27 protein-coding genes and 2 pseudogenes are annotated in these 25,403 nt (G+C 46.0%); 13 read left to right on the forward strand and 16 right to left on the reverse strand.

Annotated elements, in window-relative coordinates; genetic code table 11:
* From DPQ25_RS14785 to DPQ25_RS15375, 5 genes and pseudogenes are all read right to left on the reverse strand, one after another.
* Positions 1–310 (reverse strand): annotated as a pseudogene (locus tag DPQ25_RS14785) (hypothetical protein); the annotation flags it as partial.
* An 89-nt stretch (positions 311–399) separates the two neighbouring features.
* Positions 400–570 (reverse strand): hypothetical protein, encoded by a 171-nt coding sequence (locus tag DPQ25_RS14790; protein WP_177576999.1) that lies wholly within the window; start codon positions 568–570, stop codon positions 400–402.
* Between the two features lie 155 nt (positions 571–725).
* Entirely contained in the window at positions 726–1,034 is a 309-nt protein-coding gene (locus tag DPQ25_RS13580; RefSeq protein ID WP_112333717.1) for a hypothetical protein, read from the reverse strand.
* A gap of 130 nt (positions 1,035–1,164) precedes the next feature.
* Positions 1,165–1,308 (reverse strand): hypothetical protein, encoded by a 144-nt coding sequence (locus DPQ25_RS14795; protein WP_177576997.1) that lies wholly within the window; start codon positions 1,306–1,308, stop codon positions 1,165–1,167.
* 399 nt (positions 1,309–1,707) lie between these two features.
* Entirely contained in the window at positions 1,708–1,935 is a 228-nt protein-coding gene (locus DPQ25_RS15375) for a Thoeris anti-defense Tad2 family protein (RefSeq protein ID WP_112333719.1), read from the reverse strand.
* Positions 1,936–2,046: 111 nt separating this feature from the next.
* Here DPQ25_RS15375 and DPQ25_RS13595 point away from each other — a divergent pair, with 111 nt between their 5' ends.
* Positions 2,047–2,403, forward strand: coding sequence for a hypothetical protein (locus DPQ25_RS13595; RefSeq protein ID WP_112333720.1), 357 nt, complete (start codon positions 2,047–2,049; stop codon positions 2,401–2,403).
* Here DPQ25_RS13595 and DPQ25_RS13600 read toward each other — a convergent pair.
* Complete coding sequence (locus DPQ25_RS13600) at positions 2,395–2,607, reverse strand: hypothetical protein (protein ID WP_112333721.1); 213 nt, start codon at positions 2,605–2,607, stop codon at positions 2,395–2,397. The two genes, DPQ25_RS13595 and DPQ25_RS13600, sit on opposite strands and share 9 nt — an antisense overlap.
* A 71-nt stretch (positions 2,608–2,678) precedes the next feature.
* Positions 2,679–2,891: a hypothetical protein gene (locus DPQ25_RS13605; RefSeq protein ID WP_112333722.1), complete on the reverse strand. Its 213-nt coding sequence runs from the start codon at positions 2,889–2,891 to the stop codon at positions 2,679–2,681.
* 220 nt (positions 2,892–3,111) lie between these two features.
* On the opposite strand from DPQ25_RS13605, the gene DPQ25_RS13610 reads away from it, so the two are divergent.
* From DPQ25_RS13610 to DPQ25_RS13620, 3 genes are read left to right on the forward strand one after another with little or no spacing between them, the layout of a single operon-like run.
* Entirely contained in the window at positions 3,112–3,483 is a 372-nt protein-coding gene (locus DPQ25_RS13610; protein WP_112333723.1) for a helix-turn-helix domain-containing protein, read from the forward strand.
* Positions 3,467–3,913, forward strand: coding sequence for an ImmA/IrrE family metallo-endopeptidase (locus DPQ25_RS13615; RefSeq protein ID WP_112333724.1), 447 nt, complete (start codon positions 3,467–3,469; stop codon positions 3,911–3,913). The genes DPQ25_RS13610 and DPQ25_RS13615 overlap by 17 nt, the downstream gene beginning before the upstream one ends.
* Positions 3,914–3,958: 45 nt before the next feature.
* Complete coding sequence (locus DPQ25_RS13620) at positions 3,959–5,302, forward strand: Ltp family lipoprotein (RefSeq protein ID WP_112333725.1); 1,344 nt, start codon at positions 3,959–3,961, stop codon at positions 5,300–5,302.
* Between the two features lie 47 nt (positions 5,303–5,349).
* Here the strand turns inward: DPQ25_RS13620 and DPQ25_RS15140 are convergent, their stop codons facing one another.
* Positions 5,350–6,042, reverse strand: coding sequence for an antA/AntB antirepressor family protein (locus DPQ25_RS15140; RefSeq protein WP_112333726.1), 693 nt, complete (start codon positions 6,040–6,042; stop codon positions 5,350–5,352).
* A 259-nt stretch (positions 6,043–6,301) separates the two neighbouring features.
* On the opposite strand from DPQ25_RS15140, the gene DPQ25_RS13630 reads away from it, so the two are divergent.
* Positions 6,302–7,357 (forward strand): site-specific integrase, encoded by a 1,056-nt coding sequence (locus DPQ25_RS13630; protein WP_112333727.1) that lies wholly within the window; start codon positions 6,302–6,304, stop codon positions 7,355–7,357.
* 293 nt (positions 7,358–7,650) lie between these two features.
* Here DPQ25_RS13630 and DPQ25_RS13635 read toward each other — a convergent pair whose 3' ends face one another.
* The 3 genes from DPQ25_RS13635 to DPQ25_RS13645 form a co-directional block, all read right to left on the reverse strand.
* The gene (locus tag DPQ25_RS13635; protein ID WP_177577121.1) at positions 7,651–9,087 is read right to left on the reverse strand and encodes a site-specific integrase; all 1,437 of its coding nucleotides are present in this window, start codon (positions 9,085–9,087) and stop codon (positions 7,651–7,653) included.
* A 25-nt stretch (positions 9,088–9,112) separates the two neighbouring features.
* Positions 9,113–9,322 carry a helix-turn-helix domain-containing protein gene (locus DPQ25_RS15265; protein ID WP_112333729.1) on the reverse strand — a complete coding sequence of 70 codons (210 nt, stop codon included), beginning with the start codon at positions 9,320–9,322 and terminating at the stop codon, positions 9,113–9,115.
* Positions 9,323–9,776: 454 nt separating this feature from the next.
* Entirely contained in the window at positions 9,777–11,126 is a 1,350-nt protein-coding gene (locus DPQ25_RS13645) for an ATP-binding protein (protein WP_112333730.1), read from the reverse strand.
* Between the two features lie 615 nt (positions 11,127–11,741).
* On the opposite strand from DPQ25_RS13645, the gene DPQ25_RS13650 reads away from it, so the two are divergent.
* The 7 genes from DPQ25_RS13650 to DPQ25_RS13680 all read left to right on the forward strand — a co-directional run bounded on the left by DPQ25_RS13650 (position 11,742) and on the right by DPQ25_RS13680 (position 21,554).
* Positions 11,742–12,794, forward strand: a complete 1,053-nt coding sequence (locus DPQ25_RS13650; RefSeq protein ID WP_112333731.1) for a YqaJ viral recombinase family nuclease — start codon at positions 11,742–11,744, stop codon at positions 12,792–12,794.
* An 82-nt stretch (positions 12,795–12,876) separates the two neighbouring features.
* Entirely contained in the window at positions 12,877–15,132 is a 2,256-nt protein-coding gene (gene recD2, locus DPQ25_RS13655; RefSeq protein ID WP_112333732.1) for an SF1B family DNA helicase RecD2, read from the forward strand.
* A gap of 66 nt (positions 15,133–15,198) precedes the next feature.
* On the forward strand, positions 15,199–16,170 hold the full coding sequence (locus DPQ25_RS13660; RefSeq protein WP_112333733.1) for a hypothetical protein: 972 nt from the start codon (positions 15,199–15,201) through the stop codon (positions 16,168–16,170).
* Between the two features lie 40 nt (positions 16,171–16,210).
* The gene (locus DPQ25_RS13665) at positions 16,211–17,908 is read left to right on the forward strand and encodes a YodL domain-containing protein (RefSeq protein ID WP_112333734.1); all 1,698 of its coding nucleotides are present in this window, start codon (positions 16,211–16,213) and stop codon (positions 17,906–17,908) included.
* Positions 17,909–17,984: 76 nt separating this feature from the next.
* Positions 17,985–18,830, forward strand: coding sequence for a Cas9 inhibitor AcrIIA9 family protein (locus DPQ25_RS13670; RefSeq protein WP_112333735.1), 846 nt, complete (start codon positions 17,985–17,987; stop codon positions 18,828–18,830).
* Between the two features lie 16 nt (positions 18,831–18,846).
* A complete protein-coding gene (locus tag DPQ25_RS13675; protein ID WP_112333736.1) occupies positions 18,847–19,392 on the forward strand; it encodes a DUF7666 domain-containing protein in 546 nt (181 codons plus the stop codon).
* Between the two features lie 20 nt (positions 19,393–19,412).
* The gene (locus tag DPQ25_RS13680) at positions 19,413–21,554 is read left to right on the forward strand and encodes a PcfJ domain-containing protein (RefSeq protein WP_242978382.1); all 2,142 of its coding nucleotides are present in this window, start codon (positions 19,413–19,415) and stop codon (positions 21,552–21,554) included.
* A gap of 96 nt (positions 21,555–21,650) precedes the next feature.
* Here the strand turns inward: DPQ25_RS13680 and DPQ25_RS13685 are convergent, their stop codons facing one another.
* Positions 21,651–21,833, reverse strand: coding sequence for a helix-turn-helix domain-containing protein (locus DPQ25_RS13685; protein WP_112333738.1), 183 nt, complete (start codon positions 21,831–21,833; stop codon positions 21,651–21,653).
* The gene (locus tag DPQ25_RS13690) at positions 21,823–22,218 is read right to left on the reverse strand and encodes a sigma-70 family RNA polymerase sigma factor (protein ID WP_112333739.1); all 396 of its coding nucleotides are present in this window, start codon (positions 22,216–22,218) and stop codon (positions 21,823–21,825) included. Before DPQ25_RS13690 ends, DPQ25_RS13685 begins: the two co-directional genes overlap by 11 nt.
* 411 nt (positions 22,219–22,629) lie before the next feature.
* Here DPQ25_RS13690 and DPQ25_RS13695 point away from each other — a divergent pair, with 411 nt between their 5' ends.
* Entirely contained in the window at positions 22,630–22,962 is a 333-nt protein-coding gene (locus DPQ25_RS13695; RefSeq protein ID WP_242978384.1) for a helix-turn-helix domain-containing protein, read from the forward strand.
* A 73-nt stretch (positions 22,963–23,035) separates the two neighbouring features.
* Here DPQ25_RS13695 and DPQ25_RS13700 read toward each other — a convergent pair whose 3' ends face one another.
* From DPQ25_RS13700 to DPQ25_RS13710, 3 genes and pseudogenes are all read right to left on the reverse strand, one after another.
* Positions 23,036–23,470 (reverse strand): YbaN family protein, encoded by a 435-nt coding sequence (locus DPQ25_RS13700; RefSeq protein WP_112333740.1) that lies wholly within the window; start codon positions 23,468–23,470, stop codon positions 23,036–23,038.
* Positions 23,471–23,501: 31 nt separating this feature from the next.
* On the reverse strand, positions 23,502–25,172 hold the full coding sequence (cydC, locus tag DPQ25_RS13705) for a thiol reductant ABC exporter subunit CydC (RefSeq protein WP_407928170.1): 1,671 nt from the start codon (positions 25,170–25,172) through the stop codon (positions 23,502–23,504).
* Positions 25,169–25,403, reverse strand: a pseudogene (locus DPQ25_RS13710) (cysteine ABC transporter ATP-binding protein); the annotation flags it as partial. The pseudogene DPQ25_RS13710 and the gene cydC, both read right to left, overlap by 4 nt.

Genomic DNA, 25,403 nt, shown 5'->3' on the forward strand with positions numbered 1-25,403 from the left:
CGTAGACCTTGCCGTCGCCGAAGACCCAGCCGTTGTCGGAGACCCTGCCGTCGCCGAAGACCCTGCCGTTGTCGAAGACCTTACCGTTGCCGGAGACCTTGCCGTTGCCGTAGACCTGCCCGTTGCCGTAGACCTGCCCGTTGCCGTAGACCCAACAAGTACCATCATGACTTAGGTTTTCCTCCGATTCAACCCATCCGCCAAGGTCTTCTTTCTGAACTCCGCCAAAATCCCGCATTGCTTGGATTTTATGTAAAATATGGCCGCCAACTTCTTTGGTCTCTTCTGTTAAAATATATTTCTTTTCCATTTGACAACCTCCGTCCACGTTGATATACTATAGGTAAGTTCTTTCTGTTTGCCGCGTCAGGAATTGCAGTTCCTGCGCGGCTCTTTTTATTATCTGCCATGCCTGTTTTTCAGCCTCCTATGGGTATCGTTGCTGTATTCGATCATCATACTGTCGTATTGCTTGCGCAGGAACCGCCGGACTGTGACGCAGGATTCCTGAAAAATACAGTTATGCTTCTGCATGGTCTTGCAGTGCGTGCAGCACTCCGGTATATTCATGCCGCTTTTCTCCTTTCGCCCTTCCTCATTGCCCGAATCTTACAGCGGGCCCTCCCGCGCTCCCGGCGCTCACATATCCAGGCCACAAGGACCATCAGTGCAAACGCCGCAGAGAATATGTACAAGGTGATTAGAAAGTTCATTGCTGTCCTCCCTCAGATTCTTCCAGGATTCTTATGAATGACTGTCCGCCGGCCTGTTTCCCTTTTTGAATGCGTCAACGCTTTGACCGTTCTGTTCCGTTCAAATTCAAGAACGCCCTGAAGAGTTACGACCTTATGCTTTGGGCTCGCTGCGATAACCTCTCCAAAGCTTCCGTTGTTTATCACTCGTCTGGCGTTGGCCGGGCTCCATCCAAAACGCTGCGCTATATCCTCAGCGGTAAACCGTGTCTTCATTTCCGGCCCTTCGGCTATACACTCTCGAACAATGGCGCGAATGTACTCTTCCAGGTTAAAATCCAATTTAAATTCCTCCTCTCAAACAATCATTTTGAAATAAAACGCAATCATGGCGGTAACAAGCGCCAGCAGCAATATGCGGAAGCTCCATTCAAAGACAGCTTCGATGTGTTGATTCATCGCTTTCCCTCCCTCACCTTTTGTTACGAACCAATTTAGCCACCGGGATTTCATCGTCCCAATCTAAGCTGCGAACTTTCCAACGGCCTGTCGCCAGCAGCCGGTTGATTTCCTCCAGCCCGACGGCCTCGCGAAGCTCATAAATGCTTTCCTCCATGTTCTGGCCTCCTTCCTTTTGTTGAAAACTCGGTTGATAAATGTGAATAACCTTGTCCCTCTTTTCCCTGGGCTGTATAATAGGAGCGGGGAAGGGAGGTGGTTTTTTGAAAGCTTGTAAAATAGCGGACAAAATTATTTGTTCCATGTGTCGAGATTTTATTGAGCAAGGGAACCAATTTTCGTGTGCGAGTAAACTGGTTACGCTATTTCCGAAAGAACCGCCACATTTAGTACATGCCGCTATTCGTATGCTTGATTCCGATGGATTGTTGTCGGTACACTATAGCAACAATGAGCCCTGCGAAATTGCCTTGAAGATTCAATCTATACAAGAATGCGATGAAAACACAATGCTAAAAAAGGGCTATAGATTCGTCAAGGAAATTCGTGATTGGTTCTAAGTAGTCGTGATCCAATCGTCCGCAATTAAATCCTCTGCCTGGGGCTGCCACCCTCGGCAGGGGGCATTGCTTGCCACGCTCTCAATTGTGCAGCAATCCGGCGTATCTGTAGGTAAAATTTTAACCGCAGCATTACACCATACACTTGTTGGATAATTCCAAGACTGCCGTGTTATATACGGCTTGTTTGTAGTTCGCGCCTTAACCGCGTCGCAGATATTCATACTTTCTCCTTCCTAAAAATTTCCCTGCCCTCCACATAGCGAGTGGGGGCGTGTCTGCTTGTTCTTCCTCCTGGGCCACGTTATAATAAGGTGGAAAGGAGGCGACCCCTAGTGTCGATTATCGTGCAATATTTGGTCTTGCGTACAGTACTCTTGAAAACTCACCAAGAAATTTCATCGCCAAACGCTTTTGCTGTCTCGTATAATTGTATTCATGCCTTCCCGCTGATATGGCGTATTCCGTTCCTATCCCAATGGGCGAATCGTTCGCAATGGAAGACTTGTTGCGTCTTGTTCAACATGGGATTAGTGCAAATGAAACAAGTCACTGAATGGAAAATTGCAGTTTCAAAAGAAGGTGCAATATACCTTGCAGAATTAAAAATGCAGATTATAAAGTCTGTATGTTCTGTATTGCTTGCAGCCGTAAGCGCTGTATTTGGATTCGTGCTTGGGTTGTCACAATAGCTTTGCAAACAGGAATCCTACCATAAAACAAAGAACAAGAACTATGATCCAAATAACATTAATTTTGGTTCGCAATGCGGATTCAGTAGTTGCAATATAATACCGTATCCAATCTATTTGCCCTGTCACTTTCTCCACAAAAGGAGGTAGCGGAGGGCTTTCTTCATCCATATCGATTTTAGGAATATTGATGTCTTTTTTCATTTCCTCACCCCCTTCTAAAATTTTTTTTCCATCCTTCATAAAGTCCTGTTTAACGGACAGATAGGGTGGTATTATTTAATTGGGAGGTGAGATTGTTGTTTTTCATGGATGAGTTCATCCAGGGCGGCGCGGAAATTTTGTTCCGCGTTACGGGGTTCACGCTTTCCTGCTAGGACCATGCAAACATACTCTGGTGTTAGCCCCATGTAAGAAGCTAGTTCATTTTGCTTGATCCGATTTGCGTGCAATTTACCCACAAAATCCGCTGTCCATTGTGCAGGCATACAAAAATCACCTCCTTAAACTGTTTTTGTTGAAATCGTTAAACTATTGTGCTATTATCAACTTGCTGGAATCAAATAGCGCCCCAAATCAGTGGGAAATTTGTCTAGGCGATTTAACTGTGTTTATATTTTAGTCTAATCGCTTAGACATGTCAATCCCTTTTATGTCTATTTCTTTAAACTTGGTGGTGCTGCACAAATTTTGACAAGGGGAATTAGCATGTTTTACGAAAGATATATACTTTTATGCAACAGAAAGGATTTATCACCTTCTGCTGCTGCTACAAAAGCAGGTTTTAATAGAGGAACGGTAAGCGTATGGAAGAAAAAATATGAAATTGGACAAGATGTTGTGCCAGAGCAAAATATTATTGACAAAATTTGTGCATTTTTTGGATGTCCTGAGACATGGTTACGGGGGATAGAAAAAGAGCCCGCCCAAAAGGACGAGCCCTCAATGACAATGGATGATTTTACCTATGCTATGCAAAACGAAACGAAAGAGCTAACAGATGGAGATAAAGAATTGCTCCTTTCTCTGGCTCGACAACTTAATAATGCAAGGAAGAATAAAGATGGAACAGTTGATTAGTCTTTATGAACGATTGAAAGATAACGGAGTGATGGTTTTCGAGCAGCCGCTCATGTTTAATAACCCGGAAACCAAAAGTGTTACTATGTTGTTAAAGCATACAGAAAACTGGGGAATTTTTATTGATACCTCTAGGATTGATACTTTAGCAGAAGAAAAGGTGATTCTTGCACATGAATGTGGGCACTATGAAACTGGTACAACCCATGAAGTGTGCAGCCCATTGGATCTGATTGAAAAGCACGAATACAAAGCGAACAAATGGGAAATTAAACACTTGATATCAGAGGAAGAGCTTGATGAAGCAATAGCTAATGGTTATACGGAAATATGGTCCTTAGCCGAATACTTTGACGTCACCGAAGATTTCATGAAAAAGGTGGTGTGCTGGTATACATACGGAAATTTAGATACGGAATTGTATTTTTAGAGAATTAACCGCTTATAGAGATCGGGAAAGATAAGGAGAATTTTTATGAAAAGGATTGCTTGCACATTATTAATCTGTATTTTAATGTGTGGTATCTTGGCTGGGTGTGCTAACAGTAAAAGCAAAAACACTGTAGAAATACTAATTAAAGAGCTTACAGAAGCTGATATCCCGATTGTATATCATATTGTGTTTACAGATGATAACGATCCTAATGGAGCTGGAGAACACGACTATATTGAAAAAGGAAATTTTGCAGATGAGCGGCTAGGAGAATATTCATTAACAGAGCCCAAAAGTGGATCTATAGAAATTTTCAATAATAATAACGAAGCAAAAAAGCGGGCAGAATATTTAAATGGTTTTACGGAATCGGATGAGTTGCAATATCAGATCATAAAAGATAATATTTTAGTCCGCCTTAATAACGCCTTTACCGAAGACCAGGTTTCTGATTATGTAAAGGCATTGAATAGTGATTTATGCCATTCTCCAACCTCAAAAATACATGAATACGCTTATTCATATGGGAAGATGTTTGTTGTACACGCAGGGCAACTACAAGAGGAAATGACACTGGATGAAGCTGCTGAAATAATGGGTTTTGACCCCATAAATCTAAAATATAATTATTATGCGTGGTATGATGATTTAAGCAGCAATACTGTATATGCTGTTGTAGAAAACGGTAAGGTTAAAACATTGGGGCGCTATATTAAATCCGATGATGAAGATAGTAATACTAGTGATGAATCAACCCTTGATAAACCATCTTCTTTTGACGAATCTTCCAAAATCTCAGACAGCGACACCCCTACAAACGGGAATGATTCAAGGCCGACGGGCAATGACAATAATACAGCTAGTGCCACTAAGCCCACTGAAAATAAACCGGTTACCTCAAAAGCGGAATCTCAGAAGCAGGAACCACAGAACCCGGTTTCTTCTCCAAGTATCGGGACAGCGGGACAAAGTAATGCGCTTAAGGCGGCGAAGAATTATCTTAGGGTAATGGCATTTTCTTATCAAGGGCTAATTCAGCAGTTGGAATATGAGGGCTATTCCCATGATGAAGCAGTTTACGGCGCAGATAATTGTGGCGCGAACTGGAACGAACAGGCGCTTAAATCAGCTCAAAATTATTTGAGCGTTATGCCGTTTTCTTATAACGGTTTAATCAAGCAGCTAGAATATGATAAATACACCACCGAACAGGCTACCTATGGTGCAAATAACTGTGGCGCAAATTGGAATGAACAAGCAGTCAAAAAGGCTAAATCATATTTAGACATTATGTCTTTTTCACGAGATAGCCTCATCAGACAGCTAGAATACGATGGATTTACCCATGAACAGGCTGTTTACGGAGCAGAAGCAAACGGATATTAAATAAAAAAGCCATCCCTCCCCGCACGGGGAGGGCAGAGTAAAGCGTATTACGCGGTTTTCAAATAAAGCAGCCGGAATGTTTCGCGGCCTTTGGGAGTGATGAGCGTTTGCGTTCCGCTCCATTGGGTTTTCTCGTTGAAGCTTTCCTTCATTTCAAAAAGGCCGTTGTTTTTCTCGGCATAGGGCATGAGCTTCCCTTTCTTATCCCGATAGATGTATTTTTTATCCACCAGGAACCGGATGAACTCCTTTTCTTTGATTTCAAGCTGTTTGGCCGTTTCCCGGAAACTGGTGAGCAGGTTGCGGGAAACGAGCTCGTCAAAATACGCTGCTTTCGGCTGCATGATGGTATTCTGTACGGTGAGGACGGAGTTCTGGGCTGAAAGCAGTTTGATTTTTTCATCCGCAATGTGCAGGGCCCGGGCCATAACCTTTTCAGGGCTATTCCAGTCCTTTTCCAGTTTTATGAAATATTGGCGGGCCTGCTTGCCTTTTTCGTTGCGCTGAAGCATACAGATTTCCTTCGCCATATCAATGGTGAGCTGGGCGTCCTGTGCGGGGCGTCCCCCGGTGCTTTCGCTCAAAAATGAGCAAAAGTCCTCGCCTTCGGTAAACCCGTATTCACACATCCTGGGGAACCAGTCTTTATATGCTGTTTTTACCTCCAGGAACTCATGCAACTCCCGCGCAGAAACCGCCGGGCGTTCGCCCGTGAAATCCACTTTGATTAATTCGTTCATATGTACACCTCGATGTGCAGAGTGCCGGAGCTCACCCGGCTATTCGTCCTCTGCATATTTGAGCGCCATTCCGGCGGTAACGTTACGGTTGCATAGTAAACCTTGGCTATGGTTTTGTAAATTGGAAAATTCACCAAATAAATATATTTCTATAAAAGAATAATGCGCCTATATCCTTTAAATGAGGCTTACACAACATTCTATACGGACGTAGCGCGACGTAGGAGCATGGCAATTTGACGAATAGGAGGGGAATTTTGTGCCTAAAAAAAGAAAAGATGGGCGGTATCAAAAGAAGGTTACGCTATCGACCGGGAAACAAAAGATTGTATACGGTAAAACGATTGCAGAGCTCAACCAGGCGGCGCTTGCTGTGCTTGAAGAGGACCGGCGGGGCTTAATCGTAGATGATAAAACCTTAGTGGGCGAATGGGCCAAAATATGGCTTGAGAAATACAAGGCTAATTTGAGGCCTAATACAAAGGCCATGTACAAAAACGCGTATAACACCCATATCATGGGAATTATTGGGGATATGCCGCTGCGCGAGGTCCGTCCGGTGCATGTCCGGGAGGTTATGACCGGCGTATCTGAGAAATCAGAGAGCTTACAGCATAAGGTTTTACTTACAATGCAGCAAATTTTTAATACAGCCAGGCAAAACGGCCTGATGATAAAGGATCCGACAGAGGGAATCAAAATCACGCCCCATGCCAAGCCCGATAAAGCTAAATATCTGACAAAGGACCAGACCAAAAAGCTTCTGGCGGCCTGCGATGATGCCAAGGCCCTGGCTTTTGTCGCGCTGTGCTTATACTGTGGCCTGCGCAGAGAAGAGGCACTGGGGCTGCAATGGGGAGACATTGAGCCGGACAGCTTAACCGTAAATCGAGCGGTCGCTTTTATTGGAAATCAGCCGGACCCCTCTCAAGAGCTGAAAACAAAAGCAGCGCACAGAACCATACCGGTTCCGGCGCCGCTTCGTGAAATATTAGGTAAAACTCCCAGGAGGGGGCTATATGTAATTGCTAAGACTGACGGCGGTGCAATGACAAAAATTGCGTTTCGCCGTCTATGGGAAAGGGTTGAACGCAGGGTGGATTTTCCCGTACATCCGCATATGCTGCGTCATACATATTCGACTACTTTATATCATGCGGGCGTTGACCTCCGTACAGCCCAATATCTTTTGGGCCATTCCTCCATACAGATGACGGCGGAAATATACACCCATTTGGAACGTGGGGATGGACTGAAGGCCGCCGGGAGAATTGAAAGATACTTTTTGGAGGAGCAGCCGTCAAAAACCAGTTGACTACCTTTTGACTACCACGGCCCAAAATAGTAAGTTTTTAAAAATCGCATGAAATAGCCGTTTATGCTGACGCACACAGATGGATAGGCATTGAAAATTGCCTACGAATCAAGAGGTCGCGGGTTCGAGTCCCTCCGGGCGCGCCAGAATCCTTGGTTTTATGCGGTTTTTTGAAGTATTACCACTGCTTCAAGTAACCGCATAAAACTTTTTTATTGCCATTTTTCTGCCTCCTTCCCTTAAAAATAAAATTCGTGGCTTTGCTTCCAAAAAAATTTTGCTAAGCGGGTTTGCTAAGAACTTTTTTTCATTGTAATCATTGCATTTAGCGCCATCCTCTGCAAATCGGGATTTTCTTTGATGAGATCAAATAATTCCGCCTGTAGGTTTGGATCGCTTTGGGCTTTTTCAAGCAGAAAACTGAACAGTTGCTCGTTGTTGGCTATTACCGGACTGGAAGTTTGTCTGTTATAAAAATCCTGTTCAAATTTTTTGCTGAGTTCTTGGCGCCGCTTGTCCTGTGTATGCGCATAAATGTTGAGCAACGTATCAGCTTTGGCATGGCCGGTATCTCCTTGTACGGATTTATAATCGCCGTCACTCAGCTCCAGCTTATAAGTGGCTGCCGAGTGCCTGACACCATGAAATTCCAATTTCGGATAACTTAATCCTTGCTCCAACTGCCAGTCATTAAACCAAGACTGGATTAGCTTGGGTTCGATGGGATTTCCGTTTTCCAAACAGAAGAGCAGGCCATAATCGTTGTATTTGTCTCCCAGTCGTTCCTTATCTGCCTGTATCTGCTCAATCCGCTTCACGATTTCTTCTTTAAGTGGTTCTGTTAAAAAAATAAATCGTTTGCTCTTTTTGGTCTTAGGAGCCTTCAAGATCAAGCAGGACTTTTTCCCTTCCATAACAGTCGGGAACACTCGGAGCAGCGTATCACTCACGATGGCTTCAAGTGCGCTTTTCCTAACGCGTTGCAAGGTCTTGCCGACATAGATTCTTCCACGGACAAGATCAATGCAATCCAGTGTGATTGCCATGTCCTCACCATTTCTCAACGAACCGACAAATGCACAATGAATTGCCAAATGCAGCAACGGTTGGGATTCCAGCTTGACCAAAGCATCCGCCATGAGTTCCTCATCCCATATGGTACGCTCGAAATCGTCCCGCTTTTTGGGGCCTTCTGTCGGCACAGGATTTTCCCGGATCAGCTTGTACTCCACAGCTTTTCGGAAGAAAGGCTTTAAGATATCATGTACTTCCTTTATGGTCGTGGTAGACAGGTATTTGTCGGGAGATAACCCTTTGTACTGCTCTTCGGGGATTACGCGCACACCGTTCTTAAAGGCACCTTTTGGTGTTCGGCTTAGTTTATCATACAGAAGGTCAATGTCCCGTCTGCAAACTTTTTGTATGGGCTTGCTTCCAAGGTGCGGAAGAATATGGTTACGAATTAGTGAGAGATTCCCCGTGTAGGTCTGATACGACCATTTCTTTAATCTGGCTTGCACAGGAACCCATTCCCCCATAAAATCCTCCACAGTTTTTCCTGTTGGCGTGACAAACTGCTGGGACTGTTGAAGATACTCGATCTCAGCCTTGCGCTCTTTTGCTTGTTCCTTGCTTAACCCGGATTCCCATTTTTGTTTCTTTTCGCCCGCTGCTGTCGTATAATCGTAAACAACTGCGAACTTTTTACCTCTTTGGACAATTGTTGCCATTGTGCTTAACCTCCTAAATGAAGGTTCAGCCATAAAACCAACGGTCAAAGGATTCTTTCTGAATGCGAATAGAACGACCGCAACGAATAACCTTGAACTCTTTTGTAGACTTACAGAAATCATAGGCGCTACGTTCACTAATCTTCAGCTTTTCAGCCACTTCCGATACCAGATAGACTTCCTCTTTCCGTTCGCTGTGATTCGGCTGAACAGTATTATTATTCGTACTGAACACTCCTTTCGCAGCATGAAACTCTTAAAAGAAAAACAGCCTCCTTTTGTGTAAATGTGCATATATAATTATTATACTATTTTTCCTCAGAGATTTCACGCATGGTGTTTGTTTGTGTAAAAAACACCTAACCACCGGATCATTTCCTGCGCTCATGTTTGACCACGTATTTTCAGGCCCCGCTATGCGGTATTTTATTTATGGGCGCGCTCCACAAAGATATCATCGCACACTATCCGTAAAACCTGTATAACTTCCGGCGGCGGCTATTCAATTTTCAAGGTACTGTGAGAAAGCAAACTGTAGTTTGCTTTCTCACCCATAAATACGGAAACCTTTCTTATAATTCTGCACCTCAAAATAAAAAACGTCTTGCCTTGCGAGCCGGGAACCCCGGTACTCACAAGGCAAGGCGCTGCAAACCCGTGTTATTCTGTTTAGAGAGAAAAAACAATTTCTAAAACCGCAGATTTTTCTCGCCTGAATCCGAGTGGAAAAACATAATATAATAGATAGGAATATAAGTAATCTTTCCCCTACTAGAAATTTTACGTTCATTTGATACTACAAATGCTTTTTTGATGTGGTAATCCTCATTCCGCACAAAAGTATTGAGCGCGCTGTGTACCGTATAGTCCTTGCCGGATTTCACTTCAATCGGTACGGCGGATAAGCTGTCGTAATCGTCAATCAAATAGTCTACTTCGCCTTTGCTACGGTTGTCATAGTAAAACAGCTTGTAGCCATGGGAAATCAATTCGCTGGCGACCACCGTTTCATAGACTGAACCAAGATTGATACTTTTTTCATCGTCCAGAACGGCGCGGATGTTATTGCCGTAAAGGATACCGGTCAAAATCCCCACATCGTTAAGATACAGCTTGAGCAGGTTTTTGCCAGTTGACTCAATCAGCGGGAAAACCGGATTGGAAATTGCCTGCACATTAAGCGCGATGCCGGCGCTGATGAGGTACTCAAACTCGTCGCTGTAATCCTGGAAGGTCTTTCCTTTTTTATCTTCAATGCTCTGTGCCACGACGCGCTTTTTCTTGTTCTCCATGTTCGACGGGATAAGGTCGTAGATCCGGCGTATTTTCAGTTTGTTTTCTTCATCGTATTTGGAGGCGTCTGCGGCATAATAATCGTGAATTTCGCTTTGAATTTCCCTTACAGACTGGATGTTTTTTTCACTGAGATAAGAATTGACGGCATCCGGTAGCCCGCCCACCAGCAAATATTTACGAAACAAATCCATCATCTTATTATGCATTGGTTCATCCAGCGGCTCCAGCCGCTCAAATTTATTGCGCATAGAGGAAACGGCAATCTCATTCATTCCGTTCGCATACAGAAATTCCTCAAAATCAAGAGGAAACATCCTCACCTTGCGGATACTACCCATCGGAATAGAGGTGGTCTGCGACAGTGTGACACCGAGAAGAGAGCCACTGGCAATATAGGTAAAGCGGTTGTCCTGCGACAAAAATTTCAGCAGCGTGAGCAGGTGCGGATAGGCCTGGATTTCGTCAAGGAAAACAAGCGTGTTTTCTTTGCTTTTCATCTTGCTGCCCGCGATCATACTCACCTGTAAATAAAAGTCTTCTACCGTTTTCGTGTTGGCAAAGAGCCGATCCCCTAGGGAGTCCTCCACCATATTGATTTCAATAAAGTTTTCAAACAGCTTCCTGCCCGCATAGCGAATGATGTAGGTCTTTCCCACCTGGCGGGCCCCGTCAATCAAAAGAATTTTTTTCGACTCAGACTGTAAATGCGCTTCTATCAGCGATTCAATTTTACGAAACAGCATAAAAGCCCTCCTTCCAACTTTTCAAATATATTTTATCATCAAAAATAAAACTTTTCAATATAAATTTTCTCTGTATTTTATGACTTTTCAAAATAAAAATAAGCAACACACAATATATAGTATTTATTTGTTGACATCACACATATATTGTGTTATAGTTTTTGTGTAATTGATTTTTGTGCCTTTCCCATTTCAGGGAACCGCAGTTTTCACTGCATTGCACACTTTGTTAAGTTTGTATTCGGTCAGTAGTATTGTCCTGCCTTACAGCAGGAATATTACTGGCCTTTTTTGTTTTTTCGGGGCTTTATCCCCCACATACAACGAGAATGACGCCGGCCTGTATGGGCGATAGTATCGTTTAACGGTTGGACGTTGTTTTCGTTTTTTTTTGCCCAAAACGCCGTAGGCGTTTGGAAATATTATTTTTAGAAAGGCGGAAACGCGAATGAAAAGACGAACCCATGCACATTTCCGGAGAAGATCAAACCGTCCTGCTGTTTTGAAACAGCAGATTTTGAGAAAGGAGGCGCGGAAACGAGCCAAGTATCCCATACGGATGATGTACCATTATTCCACCTTTATCCGCAGGAGCAGAAGTAGAGGTGCATAAACATGGTTGTTCCAAGCTATAATCCGAGGAGCCTTGTAGATACAAAGGGGCTAACGGAAAAAGAGTGGTTGGAGTGGCGGCGAAAAGGTATAGGCGGCAGCGATGCCTCCATTATTTTAGGGATATCCCCATTTGCCACCGCAAGGGATTTGTACTATGACAAGCTGCATATCGCATCGTACAAAGACGATACCGGCAACTGGGTAGCACTTCAAATCGGACATCTGCTGGAGGATCTGGTGGCAGAAATATTCCATAAGAAAACAGGTTATCCGATTTATCAGGATAAGAGGATGTTTTATCATCCGCTTTATCCCTATATGCTTGCCAATGTCGATTATTTTGTCACACTCCCGAACGGGGAAACCGCTATTCTCGAAATCAAAACCACCAGTTACAACGGCAAGGATGCCTGGTGGATAAATGGAGAAGAAACCGTTCCGGTTAATTATGAGGCCCAAGGACGGCATTATATGGCGGTTATGAACCTGAATCATGTGTTTTACTGCTGTCTATACGGCAATAACGAAGACACCGTGATTATCCGTCATGTTGAGCGTGACACAGCATACGAGGAAGAACTAATCGCTTTGGAGGGAATATTCTGGAATGAGCACGTCCTGAAAAGAGTGCCGCCTCCCTATACGGAAGACGGTAGCCTAGTAATTCAAAGCGTGAAGCGTCACTCCGGTATGGCCGATCCGACCGCGCCGGCTGTAGAACTAAGCCTGCCGCTGGCAAGCTGCGTAGTCCGATTTACCGAATTGCAGGCGCAGAAAAAGCAGGCTGATGCGCAATCCAAGAAAATTGAAGGCGAAATGAAACGATTGCAGGGCAGAATTGTAGAGGCAATGGGAAAAAGCTGCACGGCAGTTTGTTCCACAGGCGGAAGCAGTTATACCATCACCTACAATCCTTACAGAAAACCGAACATCAGTAAGGATAATCTGATCCGATTACAGGCACAGCATCCCGATATCTACCAAGACTATGTGACCGTTTTGGAAAAACGCCGGTTGTATGTGAAAAAGTCGCAGAAAGAAAATGCGGCTTAATTTTTTTACCCATTTTTAGAAAGGAGCTATAACTTATGAAAGCCGTTAAACATCATTTTCAAAAAAGAAGGTGGTGGTACAGATGAGCTATCTCGGAGTGTATGACAGGACCATCTTCTATAATCCTACCAGCAAATACTGTGTTATCAGTGTAAAAACCTCCGATCAAAGTATTCCCCAACAGGCCCGTAGCGCCTATAAGCACCGGGATCACCTGATCCGCTTTGTAGCGGTGGGATATGAACTACCCCGTACCGACAAGGTCAGTATGCTCCTTGACGGCGAATGGCAGGATGGCAAACACGGCTATCAGCTTCAAGTGGCAAACTGCGAGGAAATCGTGCCGCAAACCAAAGACGGCGTACAGGGCTATCTATCTTCCCGCCTTATCAAAGGCGTGGGAGAAAAGACTGCCGAGCTGATTGTCGGACGCTTCGGCGCCGATGCGCTGAAGGTGCTAGAAAATGAACCGGAACGATTGCTGGAAATCCGTGGGATTACACCCGGCAAGCTGGAGGATATCAAAACCTCATATGCGGAGAGCCGTTGCCTGCGGGATTTAATGCTTCTCTTATCACCCTTCCAGATAACGCCGGCTACCGCTACAAAGATTTATGATCATTTTGGTGCCAAGAGCGTAGATATTCTACGCAGCAATCCCTACAAACTGTGCCAAGTATCCGGTTTTGGATTTAAGCGCGTCGATGCCATTGTCCGAAAAGGCGATACGCCGATGAATTCCCCCATGCGGATTCACGGTGCAATCTATGCTGCGCTGGATGCACAGCGAAGTGAGAACGGCCATCTGTATCTTGGAACGGACACATTGAGAAAAACAGTGTTGCAGCTACTGAATAACAAACTGCCTCTTCCGGACATGCGCGTAACCCCAGGAGAAATTGAAAATGTCCTGGAAGACATGATTCTCCAGGGGGAAGTTGTCAGCAGCAGTGGAAACATCTATCAGCTTCCCTGCTTTACCCGGGAAGACGAGACAGCAAGGCAGATTGCACGACTCATCTCAGAACCGCCGCAGTATTTCGATGTAGTCTCGGCATTAGAGCATATCCGCAGTAGCATGGGGATGCCGCTGTCTCAACGACAGAGCGAGGCCGTTTATATGGCGTTCCGGCATAACCTGTCCATCGTGACCGGCCCTCCCGGAACAGGTAAAACGACCATTCTGCGGGCAATCATCAAAGTATTCAAGCATCTGTTCCCGGAAAGTAAAATCATGCTGGCAGCGCCTACTGGACGCGCCAGCCGTCGCATGGTGGAAAGTACCGGTGTCGAAGCCAAAACACTTCACAGCCTTTTAGGGCTTGTTGGAGAAGATATGGAATACGGCAAAGAACATCGCAAAGAACCACTGGATGCAGGCCTTATCATTATTGACGAGACTTCAATGGTAGATATGTGGCTTGCCCGCCAGTTTTTTTGCCGTGTCGAACCGGGAACAAAAGTTGTCCTGGTAGGCGACGTCGATCAGCTGCAAAGCGTCGGCGCAGGCGATGTGTTTCGGGAGATGATTGACTGTGGAATTATTCCTGTCACCATACTCGATGAAATTTTCCGGCAAAAGGAAGGGAGCATGATTGCCAGAAATGCCAAACGTATCAATGAGGATAACACTGGACTTGATTTCCAATACGACATGGAAAATGGCGAATTTGTGTTTGTCAAGGTAAAAAACCAAGAGGAAGCGGCCGACGATATCTGTCACCTCTTCTGCGAACTGGTAAACCGTCATGGTATTGAGCATGTGCAAATCCTGTCTCCCTTCCGCTCGGAAGGGCCGGCCTCTTCCGAACAGCTAAACCGGACTATCCGAGAAATCGTCAATCCCATACAAGGTGATATGCCTGATTTAAAGGTTGGCGGAAACTACTTCCGGCTGAACGATAAGGTGATGCAGAACAAAAATAATGGGAAAGCATCAAATGGAGATATTGGATTTATCCGTAAAATCAATCGAGATGAGAACAATGAGCTAAAGATAACGATTGCCTTTTCTGAATCCCGCATTGTTGAATATGGGCTTGAAGAAATGCAGCACATGGAACTGGCTTATGCCACCACTATTCACAAGGCGATGGGTAGCGAATACGATATCGTAATCTTGCCGGTTATCCGCAATCACATGCGAATGCTACAGCGAAATCTAGTTTATACAGCTGTCACCCGCGCACGCGAAAAGGTCGTGCTGGTCGGTCAGAAATGGGTGCTATTCCAGGCAATTCACAAAATTGCAGACAAACGCAACACTATGCTGGGAGAGCGAATTTGTAAATACGCAAAAGCCTTCTCCAAGCAGCAGGAATTAAAAAATGCCAGTTGATTTGAGGATACCTGTGCAGAAAAAGCACTGGTGGCCCGTATTTATTTTTGAAAGGAGTTTGTATCTATGAGTACAAACGAATATGAGAGAACGCACAGCCTTCAACCAGTCGTGGCGGAAGGAAATCTTGTCCCGAACTTTGACCCACTGAAATGGCTTGTTTTTACACCGGCTGGGCCAAAACTTGACCTATCGTACAAAAAATTGTGGTTTCATAAAAAGCACCTGAATGGCCGGATCAAACTCTCGCCTTTGAGAATTACCGATCAGCTTGCCATCATTGAGGCCAGTGTATTTTTTGACCGCAATGATCCCGAGCCTGCGACAAGTTATATCGCGGAAAAGAAAAAAGAGGACGTACCACACGGCCGATACATTGAAGCCGCACAGGACACAGCTATTGAACAGGCATTATCTAATGCAGGATTTGACATACAGTTTATGCCTGTATGCCAGCAAAATATACCGCCCGAAAACGCAAAAGCGGTACAATCGCCCGATTCGGAACCAAAATCCGCTTCCGTTACGACTAATATATCTCAAAAGGTCGATATACCTTCCCATAAAGAGAATCTGGCGGTTTACGCCGCACCGGAAGAAAAGGATGTCGTACTGGTGAAAAAAACGGATGGATCTATTCCTGAAGAACTGTCAAAACAGGAGGCTGCTCCTGTTCCACCTCCGTCTACAGTAGAGAAACCCGCAGCCGAGTCTCCAATACAGGAAACGCCTTTCCCAACAGACGATTTTGAGGAAATTCTTTGGGAAAACGCGGCACAGGATACTCCTGTGGCTCCCGCCGTCCCTGCCTATACTTCCGATACACCTGTTGATACTATTCTGTCTGTTATGACTTTGGAAGAAGCTAGAAACTATGTGGTTAAGGATGGAACCTGTAGCGGATGGACACTGGCGCAGGTGGAAGAACGCAGGCCGGTAAGCCTAAAATTCTACGTCAGCGGATATTCTGGCAAGGATAATATCCTGCGAGCAGGAGCAAAACTTCTGCTGTCAAACGCACAAAAGAAAGCAAGCTGACCTTCCCTTTTGAAAACCCATGTGGAAAGGAGGCCAAATTATGGGCCAGGCACAGGATTTTCCTTTTGACATAGAGGACGTTTCCGAACTGCTCCACCTGCATATCCGTAGGCGCTGTACGGACGGCGTTTATACCGACTGTCCGTTCTGCGGAGATAATCGGGGCAAAATGAAGGTCAACTATGCCCAAAATATCTGGCGTTGTAATTATTGCGGTGAGAGCGGTGGTATGCTGAAACTCTATGCAAAGGCAAAGGGCATTAACACATCGGAGGCTTACCGGGAAATCTGCGACGCCATTCAAAACGGCATCTGTTTTCCCGTCAGATCACCGTCAAATATGAAAAAAGAAAAATTCCGGGAAATCCCTCAATCTGCCCGTGCGGAAAATCCTGTGATTCATCAGACGTTTACCGGGCTGCTCGGACTGTTAAAGCTATCCGAGCGGCACCGGGAACATCTGCGTACTGTCCGAGGGTTAACCGATGAGCAGATTGATCGACTGGGTTACAAGAGTACGCCGCCCTTTTATCTGTGCGGAAAAATTACAAACCAGCTAATCGCCCAAGGATATACCGTGGAGGGAGTTCCGGGTTTTTATCAGAAAGACAACAAATGGACGGTAAACTTCTCCACTATAACCGCCGGATTTTTAATCCCCGTACGTGGCATCGACAACATGATCCACGGCTTTCAGATTCGCTTGGATGTACCGTTGAAAAATGAAGGCGCCCCACCGGAAAAAGAGGGAGCCAAATATATCTGGCTTTCTTCCTCTAACAAACCTATGGGCGTTGGTTCTGGAACCCCTGTCCATTTTATCGGCGATCCATTTGCACGAGTAGTATATGTTACAGAAGGATTTTTGAAAGCGGATGTGTCCCACTGTCTGTCAGGCCGCACCTTTGCAGCGACAGCAGGAGCGAACAATACCGAACCATTAAAGCTATTGTTTTCCCTGCTGGCCGCCAACGGTACGGAGATGATTGTAGAAGCGGAAGATATGGATAAGTACCGCAACGAGCAGATACGCATGGGCGCATCCAAAGTCAGCCAGCTTGCAAAAGCGGCCGGGATGGAATGTAGGCGGCTGACCTGGAATCCTAATTATAAGGGATTTGACGACTGGCAGCTTGCCATCAAACAAAAATCAGAAAGAAGGGCTGAACGAATGAATTTCAAGACACGTTTTTTGTATGGGCTGTGCGATTTCGACGCCATCGACGAAGAGGTTGCCGCATGGCACGAAGCACCGGAGCAAACCGAAACTCTGGAAGAACGGCTGGGCTTTACCAATGAGGAGCAGTCTTTACTTATGAAAGGTGAAGAAGAAACCCTTTTCAAAATGCTTCTTACACAGCGTCATCAACAGGCTTTCCGGATTTACCAGCTCCGGTTGGATAATGAACACCCCACCGTCCCTTTTGCCTTTGGTGGTATCGAAGCGCTGCGTAAGGCCGGCTTTGAACAGCCTCCGGCAGCCGAATACAACCGGGTATATGACGGCATACTGCCCTATATCGACGGTGAAGACGAACAGCATCGCCTGGAACGGATTTTCAAGCGATATAACGATGATTTGCCGGATGACTACCCCGGGAGGAGTGTCGCTGTTTCGGATATTATAGAACTTTACGACGAGGAAAACAGGCAATATTACTACTGTGATGCAGACGGTTTTTGCTCTGTGAAATTTTCGCCAATGCTGGCGAAGCCACTCAAAAAAAATAACGAATAAGGCTTTCCGGCCAAATAGTATGAAAGGCGCTGTATGGGACTCCCATGCCGCGCCTTAATTTTTTAGGAGGATTAGTATGGGATTTTTTTCTAATTTAACCATTGACCAGGAAACCGACCGGGAACACCCCGTCGCTAATCATGTGGAGGAAGTATCCTTGAAGGCTGAACCGGCATATACAACCCCGCCTGTAGAAACAGCGGGCGCTGCAAAAGCGGTATCGGTGGAAACGGGAACACCAAAGGCAGATGAAACGGAAAATGCACAGCCCGCCCAGCAGACCGAAGAAGAAAAACGGAAAGCGCATGAAGAGGCAGAGGCAAAGCGGAAAGCCGAATGGGAAGAAAAACAGCAGCGGCGCAGGGAAAAAGAGCAAATCGAATGGGAAAAAGCGGTTGCCCTGGACAACGATGCGCTGATAGCGGCTTCTATCAAACGTCTGGGAGACGCCACTGAACGCCTCACGCGAAGGAACATGAAGCTGTGCGTTACCGAATATGTGCAAACACTCTGCTACGAAGATATGGAGTTTGCCAGGTTGGCGATGCATCCCCGAAAAAGCATGGTTAATTGCTTTCATCGCATTAACCGTAAGGCCCGAGAATATTTGGAGAAGGAGATGAAGGACAACGATGAACAACCGGAAAACGGTGCTTTTGGCGGGGATGTCCCCGATGACGTCTGCTATCAGTGGGCGGAAGAGTATTTCCGGGATCTGGATGCCGAAGAAGATAAAACAGATGCGGATAAGAAATTTATACCAAGGCCATACCGCGGTGTTTCCTCTGTCCCGAAAAAAAAGGCGGAGAAGAAAACGCCGCAGCCCGCAAAGAAAGAGCCGCCAAAGGGCCCGGAACAGTTGTCTATGAGTAATCAGATCACTCTGGACAGTTTCCTTCAGACGGAGAAAAAAGCTGGCTGAGAAAGGAGAAATGTTTATGATTGCATACAAAGCATTCCGTCCAGGATTGATATGCCTGGGATACCAGTTTGTCATGGGCTTAAATGTAACCGACAAAGCAAATTGTCGAAAAAACGGGTTCCATTCGGCAGAAAATCCTTTGGATTGCCTGTCGTATTACTCATTTGGAGGTTCGGAATTCTATCTGGTGGATGCAGGTGGTGATATAGATGAGGATGGAACAGATTCTAAAATTTCCTGTACGGAACTACGGATTCTCAAACAACTCAGCAAAAAAGAATTTTTCTTGCACGCGTTGGCCTATATGGTAGACCACCCGCATCGTGAGTGGAACAGTCATGTGGACGCTGACCGCGCCACTGCGCATAACGGATTTGCTGTTGTGCGCGGTTTCGACCCTCTCGCATGCGGAGATCACGGCGACTATCTTGCCCTTGCCAAAGAAAATCCGGAAAACGGGACAATCGAACAAATCGCCCTCGCGCAAGTGGATGGAAAAGCAATTCTTCCGGGTATATGGTACGATATAAATTTTGAGAAAAGGACGGTTGGAATATTTTGAAAAAATCGGAACTGCTAACAATGGATCGACTGACAGCCACGCCGGAGATGATGCGGCACGCCATGAACGATACGCCTTTAATCATTCCAGGTTATAAAGAAACGCGAGAACAGTACAAATATGACTTGTATCTTCGCTGCCGTGTGCAGAATGATATCCTAAAGGTTTCCCTGTTTTGGACAGCCAACATGAACAAGGGCGGCAATCTGCCGATTTATGAAGTGTATTTTTCCCGTGCAGAAAAACGGTTTATCACCTATGACTGCACCTATAACAGGTGGCTGGATTCAAAGCTGGATCGGCTTGAATGGCCGCAGCACAGATATATTTATTACATGAAGGTATATATTAACAGGCAAACCCGTATCACCATACGGAACTACCTGGGGATAGAAAACGGCCGCTTATCCGACCTACTCAACTACCAGCTTAAAATCCGCCAGGAGCAGTTGGAGCAAAGGCACAAAAGAGAAACCGACAGATGGGATAGTGACCTGGCACAAACGCCGCCGCTTCCCAAGGACTGGAGTCGATGGGTGGATAAAGTGGCAATTCCCGAAAACTACATTTTCTATCATTACAAAAAGGGAGGCGCCAAAACCGGCTATTGTTCCTATTGTGAAAAGGAAGTCCCTATCCATAGGCCTCTACATAATAAGGAAGGAAAATGCCCCTGTTGCCGCCACAAGATTACATTCAAAAGCATCGGACGGGCAGGCTTTTTCCATACTCAGAAGGTTTATTTCTATCTGATTCAACGCTGCAAGGATGGCGTCATGGTTCGGGAATTTGAAGGTCACCGCACCTATCGAAAAGGAGGATATATGACGCCGGAATGCTATGTCCATGAAATCCGTCGCATGATCTGCGATAAAAACGCTATTCCCCAGCGCGCTTATTACTGGGGGCTTTATAAGCAGAAAACTTTTCGATGGATAAATGGATATATTAACAGGAGCGGCTGGTATACAGACTATTCCGGCATGGTGTACGGCAAAACACTTCCAGCCCTTTCGAAGCGTGAACTAAAGAAAACCGGGCTTCTGGAATATGTCCGCGGCAATAAATGTGTTGATCCGGAGGAATACCTGATTGCCTATGAAAAGCGCCCGTACATCGAAAAGTTTGTTAAGGCAGGGCTTTCCCGTCTGGCAAAGGAATATGTGAAAGGTCGTCATAAATACGGCTGTGATGATGTTCCCCTGTCTATCCAGGAAAGCAGCCTGACAAAGTTGCTCGGTATTGGCGGGCAGGAGCTAAAGAGGCTTCGGAAAAACAACGGAGGCAGCGGCTTCCTGAACTGGCTGCAATACGAAAAGGCTTACGGCAGGGAAATTCCGGATCATACGATTGCCTGGTTTTGTAGGGAAAAGATTACGCCAAAGGATTTAAAATTTATTCGCGGAAAGATGAGCGTTCCGCAAATCCACAATTATATTACCCGACAAATGTCAAAAGAGCATATGTCCAGCCACAATGTTATCAATACCTGGGCCGACTATCTCTCTATGGCGAAAGGGCTACGCATGAATACGGATAATGAGCTCGTTTACCGTGTACGGGATCTCCGGAAGCGTCACAACGAATTAGTCAAAAGCTGCCAGAAGTACGGTGAAAACATCGTCATTCAAGCTGGTAGGATTCTGGAAGAGTATCCACATATTGATGAAATCTGCCTGTCGCTTAAAGAAAAATACGAATACGGCAATGAACAATACATGGTTATTGCTCCCACCGGCGTAGAAGAAATTATCCTGGAGGGGCGCGCTCTCACTCACTGCGTTTCAAACAGCGACCGCTACTGGGAACGGATCGAAAACCAGGAATCGTACATCCTTTTTTTAAGGAAGAGTTCCGAGCCGACAAAACCGTATTATACGATGGAAATTGAGCCGGACGGTACGATACGGCAAAAACGCTCCATACTCAATGAACAATACGAGGACATCAATCAAGCTAAGGATTTTTTGCTTGAATGGCAAAAGACTATAGCGAAACGTCTGACAGATGAAGACCGTTCGCTTGCCAGACAAAGCCGAATGCTTCGGTTGGAGGAATTTGAACAGTTGAGCAAAGACCGGGTTACCGTTCGCACGGGAACCCTATCCGGGAAACTGCTCGTTGATGTCCTGATGGGCGACCTTATGGAAAACGCAGCATAATGAACAATTGCCGGTGGTGGATACGCCGGCGCCGCTTTCAGCGGGAGAAAGGGGACGCCTTGCGGCGCCCCCTTTCTTTTTGCTTTTTTTCTGTTTCTATATCCGGAAGTTACGGACACAGCGCAGGAAAACAATACACAGTTCTTGGAATAGATCTTCGTCGAATGTACCGTTAACAACGGCCTCTTTCATCAGAAGCGGCCGATACATGGAAAGAATTGTTTCCAATGCTTTTGAGTGGTTTGCTTTTGCCAATATCAATAGCTCTTTAAAATCCATGTCTTTCACCTCCTAGAAATTTTCTCAATTTTTCAAGGACACGGTAATACACTGCTGCCGCGCCTTTATAGCTTAGTCCTGTTTCCTCGGCAATCTGTGAAAAGCTTTTTTCATCGATCACTCTCGCCAGCAATATGTACCTTTCCTGTTCCTTGATCTCCTTCAACGCCTGTCGTAGGGCCTCATATTCTGCAAACTGTAAAGTGAGGTCTTTTTCTTCCGCTAGAAGATAATCCATATCTTCCAGTATAATTTCAATCCGCAGCGGTTTGTCCTTCCTGCGTAGGTAATCAATCCGCCCATTATGCACCGAGCGGCACAGGTATGCTGTAAATCTGTTTTGTAATCTATTGTCATCGGTTAAACCATCGTTTCTTTTATACATCTTTTTTCCTCCGAATCAGTCTGAATTTTTAGAGATTCAGGCTGCGCGGAGGAGAGCGAATATGTCTACAAGATAAAAAGGTACACAAGCAGAATGGGATAAATCCTTTCCGTTTGTGTACCTTTTCACAGGAGTCTATATTTAGAACTAATAGTTCCTTCTCCGTACATGGATTCTCACATTCAGCAAAATAGATTTTGAAAAAACAAAAAATCCATAGATGCCGAAGTGAGACAAATTTATCTTATCACCACAGCCTGCACATATTCGCGTGCAGGCAAATATTAAATCCCATTTTTTCTCCCTCTCTCATACCGCATACTATACCTCTAATAGTTCCATGAATTAACCACTAATAAATCGTTTTAAGCGCTACAGGAAATCCTTAAAATAGAAAAGGGTGAACTGATAGTGGTAACTAAAAAGGAAAAGGAAATAAGCAATCTGGGACACATCTTGAAACAGGCGCGGCAGAAAATGGGATATACTCGTGAGCAGCTTTCTGAACGTGTGGGGATCAGCCTCAGATATTTAACTGCTATTGAAAACGAACAGAAACGTCCCAGCTACGATGTTCTCTACCGGTTGCTTCATAATCTAGGCTTGTCAGCCGACAGTATTTTTTATCCGGAAAAAGAATCTGACACGGAAGAAAAGCAATTGCTGCGGCTTCTTCAGCAATGCAGTGAACGGGATCGTAAAATTGTCAAATCCGTTATTGACGCATTACTCGATAATGCATAAGGAAAAGGGAAGTTGATTCGGACAACTTCCCTTTTTGCTGTTCAGACACGCCTTACCGTTGTCCTGTCCCCGATTATGAATTTGTAGATGAATCTTTGGACGATACGTTTTTGCCAGCTTCTGTCTGCTCTATATGGATCGTCTTAACTCCAAACACAAAATAGATAATATGACAAACCCAAACGATAGCGAGGATAATGCTGGGAACCAGGATATTTGCCCGCATCATCATAAAGAAGCCGAAGCCCATGAGCAGCGTCACGGGAATGATGATACCGAGTTTTGTCTGTACCGTCATGCCCTTTTTCTTGACAAAGCTATCCAGGTGCTTCTTATACATCTTCGTCCCCACAAACCAGTCGTGGAGCTTTTGGGAAGAATTCGCAAAGAAAAACACTGTTAACAAGAAAAACGGAACGGTAGGCAGGATCGGCAGTACAATGCCGATACAGCCCAGGCCCAGGCAAATACAGCCTAAAACAAGAAAAATCAGCCGTTTCAGTTTCATAGGTCAAAAGCTCTCTCCCTCATATATGTAATTAACTCATTCGTCCGTGTTCCACAGAATAAACGGTATCCGCAATCCGCATGGTAGACTGGCGGTGGGAAACCAGCACCACCGTTTTCCCCTCCCGTTCTTCATGGAGGGACTTTAGAATGACCGCCTCATTTAAGCTGTCCAGATTGCTGGTCGGTTCGTCCAGCAACAGGAAGGGGGCGTCGTGCAGGAAGGCTCTCGCCAGCCCCAGCCTTTGCCGCTCCCCGCCGGATAGAGTGTCGCCTAATTCGCCCACCGGGGTATCGTAGCCCTGCGGCAGCGTCATGATGAAATCATGCACCGACGCCTTTTTGCAGGCCGCTTCGATTTCTTCGTCTGTAGCATCCAGTTTAGCGATCCGCAGATTGTTGGCAATGCTGTCGTGGAACAGGTGAGTTTCCTGGGTAACAAAGCTCTCCATCTCCCGTAGATTCCTGGTATTGATCTGGTTGATGGGTGTATCGGAGACTTTTACCTTGCCCTGCCGCACGTCCCAGAACCGCATCAGCAGCTTGAGCAAAGTAGACTTGCCGCTTCCGCTGCGCCCTACAATGCCGATAACGCTGTGCTGCGGGATTTGTACCGATACATCGGACAGGATGGTTTCATTTCCATAGGCAAAGGTGACGTGTTCTGCCACCGCACCGGAAAAAGCAATTTCCGGTTTTCCTGCCACTCCCTCTACCGCCGGCGTTTCGTCCAGAATATCCAGCACCCGGTTGCCCGCCGCAAAGGTGTTTTGTAAGGTGCTGCCCAATGCTGCCAATGCGATTACCGGCCCAAAGGAGGAGAACAGGGCGATAGTGGGGATCAGAACTCCCTCAAAGCCCACCGCTCCGCTTTGGCATAGCAGGGCGGAAACAAACAGCATGATGAGATCAAAAGCCAGCACCACCGTATTCGTCACCGCCGTATTCCGTCCGGCCGTGCGCTTCATCCGCTCTTCGTCTGCGGCAAGCGCGTCGGTTTTCTCATTCATCGCCGCCAAACGCTTTTTGCCCTGGCCGTATTGCAGGGTTTCGGAAAGCCCCCGCAGGCTGTCCAGCACAAAGCTGCTCAAATCCCCCGACTTGGTGCGGAACCGCATCCCGTCGTCCCCACTGAACCTGGAAGTGGCAAGGGGAATGATAATTCCCACAACCAGATACGCCGCCAGCGCGATAAGCCCCAGCAGCCAGTGAAAGGAACCGATGAACAGGCATAGGATAATGGTGAACAGGAACGCGATGGCCGCCGGGGAAATGGTGTGAGCGTAGAACACCTCCAGCAGCTCGATGTCGGAGGTAATCACTGAAATGAGGTCTCCCTTGTCCCGGCCCTCCAGCTTGGCGGGACAGAGCCGGCGCAGCGCCCGGAATATCCTGTCCCGGATGAGGGCCAGCAGCTTAAAGGCGATGAAATGGTTGCACGCCTGTTCCGCATAGCGGAGGACGCCCCGTACAACCGCAAAGACCACGACACAGACAAAAATAGCGGTGAGGGTAAAGGGGGTATCGAACCGTAGAGCTTCCAGCACCGCATAGCCGCCGAAGATGGTGATAAAGGCGGCGCACAGGTGCCCTATCAGCCCCATAAAAACAGCAAGGAACATATACCCAGCCAAAGGCTTCACCAGCCCGATCAGCCGGGACATTACCTTGAATCCGCTTCGTTTTTTCATGCCCGCATTCATGCGTTTTCACCCTCCTTTCCGTAGTTCTCCAGGGATTGCTGTGCTGTCCACAGCCGTTCATACAGGCCATGTTTTTTGAGTAAACCATCATGGCTGCCGCTTTCGGCAATGCTTCCGTTTTCTAACACATAGATATTGTCCGCTTGTACCACATTCGCCAGCCGGTGGGAAATGAGGATCACCGTTTTGTGTTTTGCCAGCTTATGTATCTCGGCCATGATGTCGTTTTCG

The organism is Hydrogeniiclostridium mannosilyticum (genome assembly GCF_003268275.1).
In the GTDB taxonomy this organism is placed as follows: Bacteria; Bacillota; Clostridia; order Oscillospirales; family Acutalibacteraceae; genus Hydrogeniiclostridium; species Hydrogeniiclostridium mannosilyticum.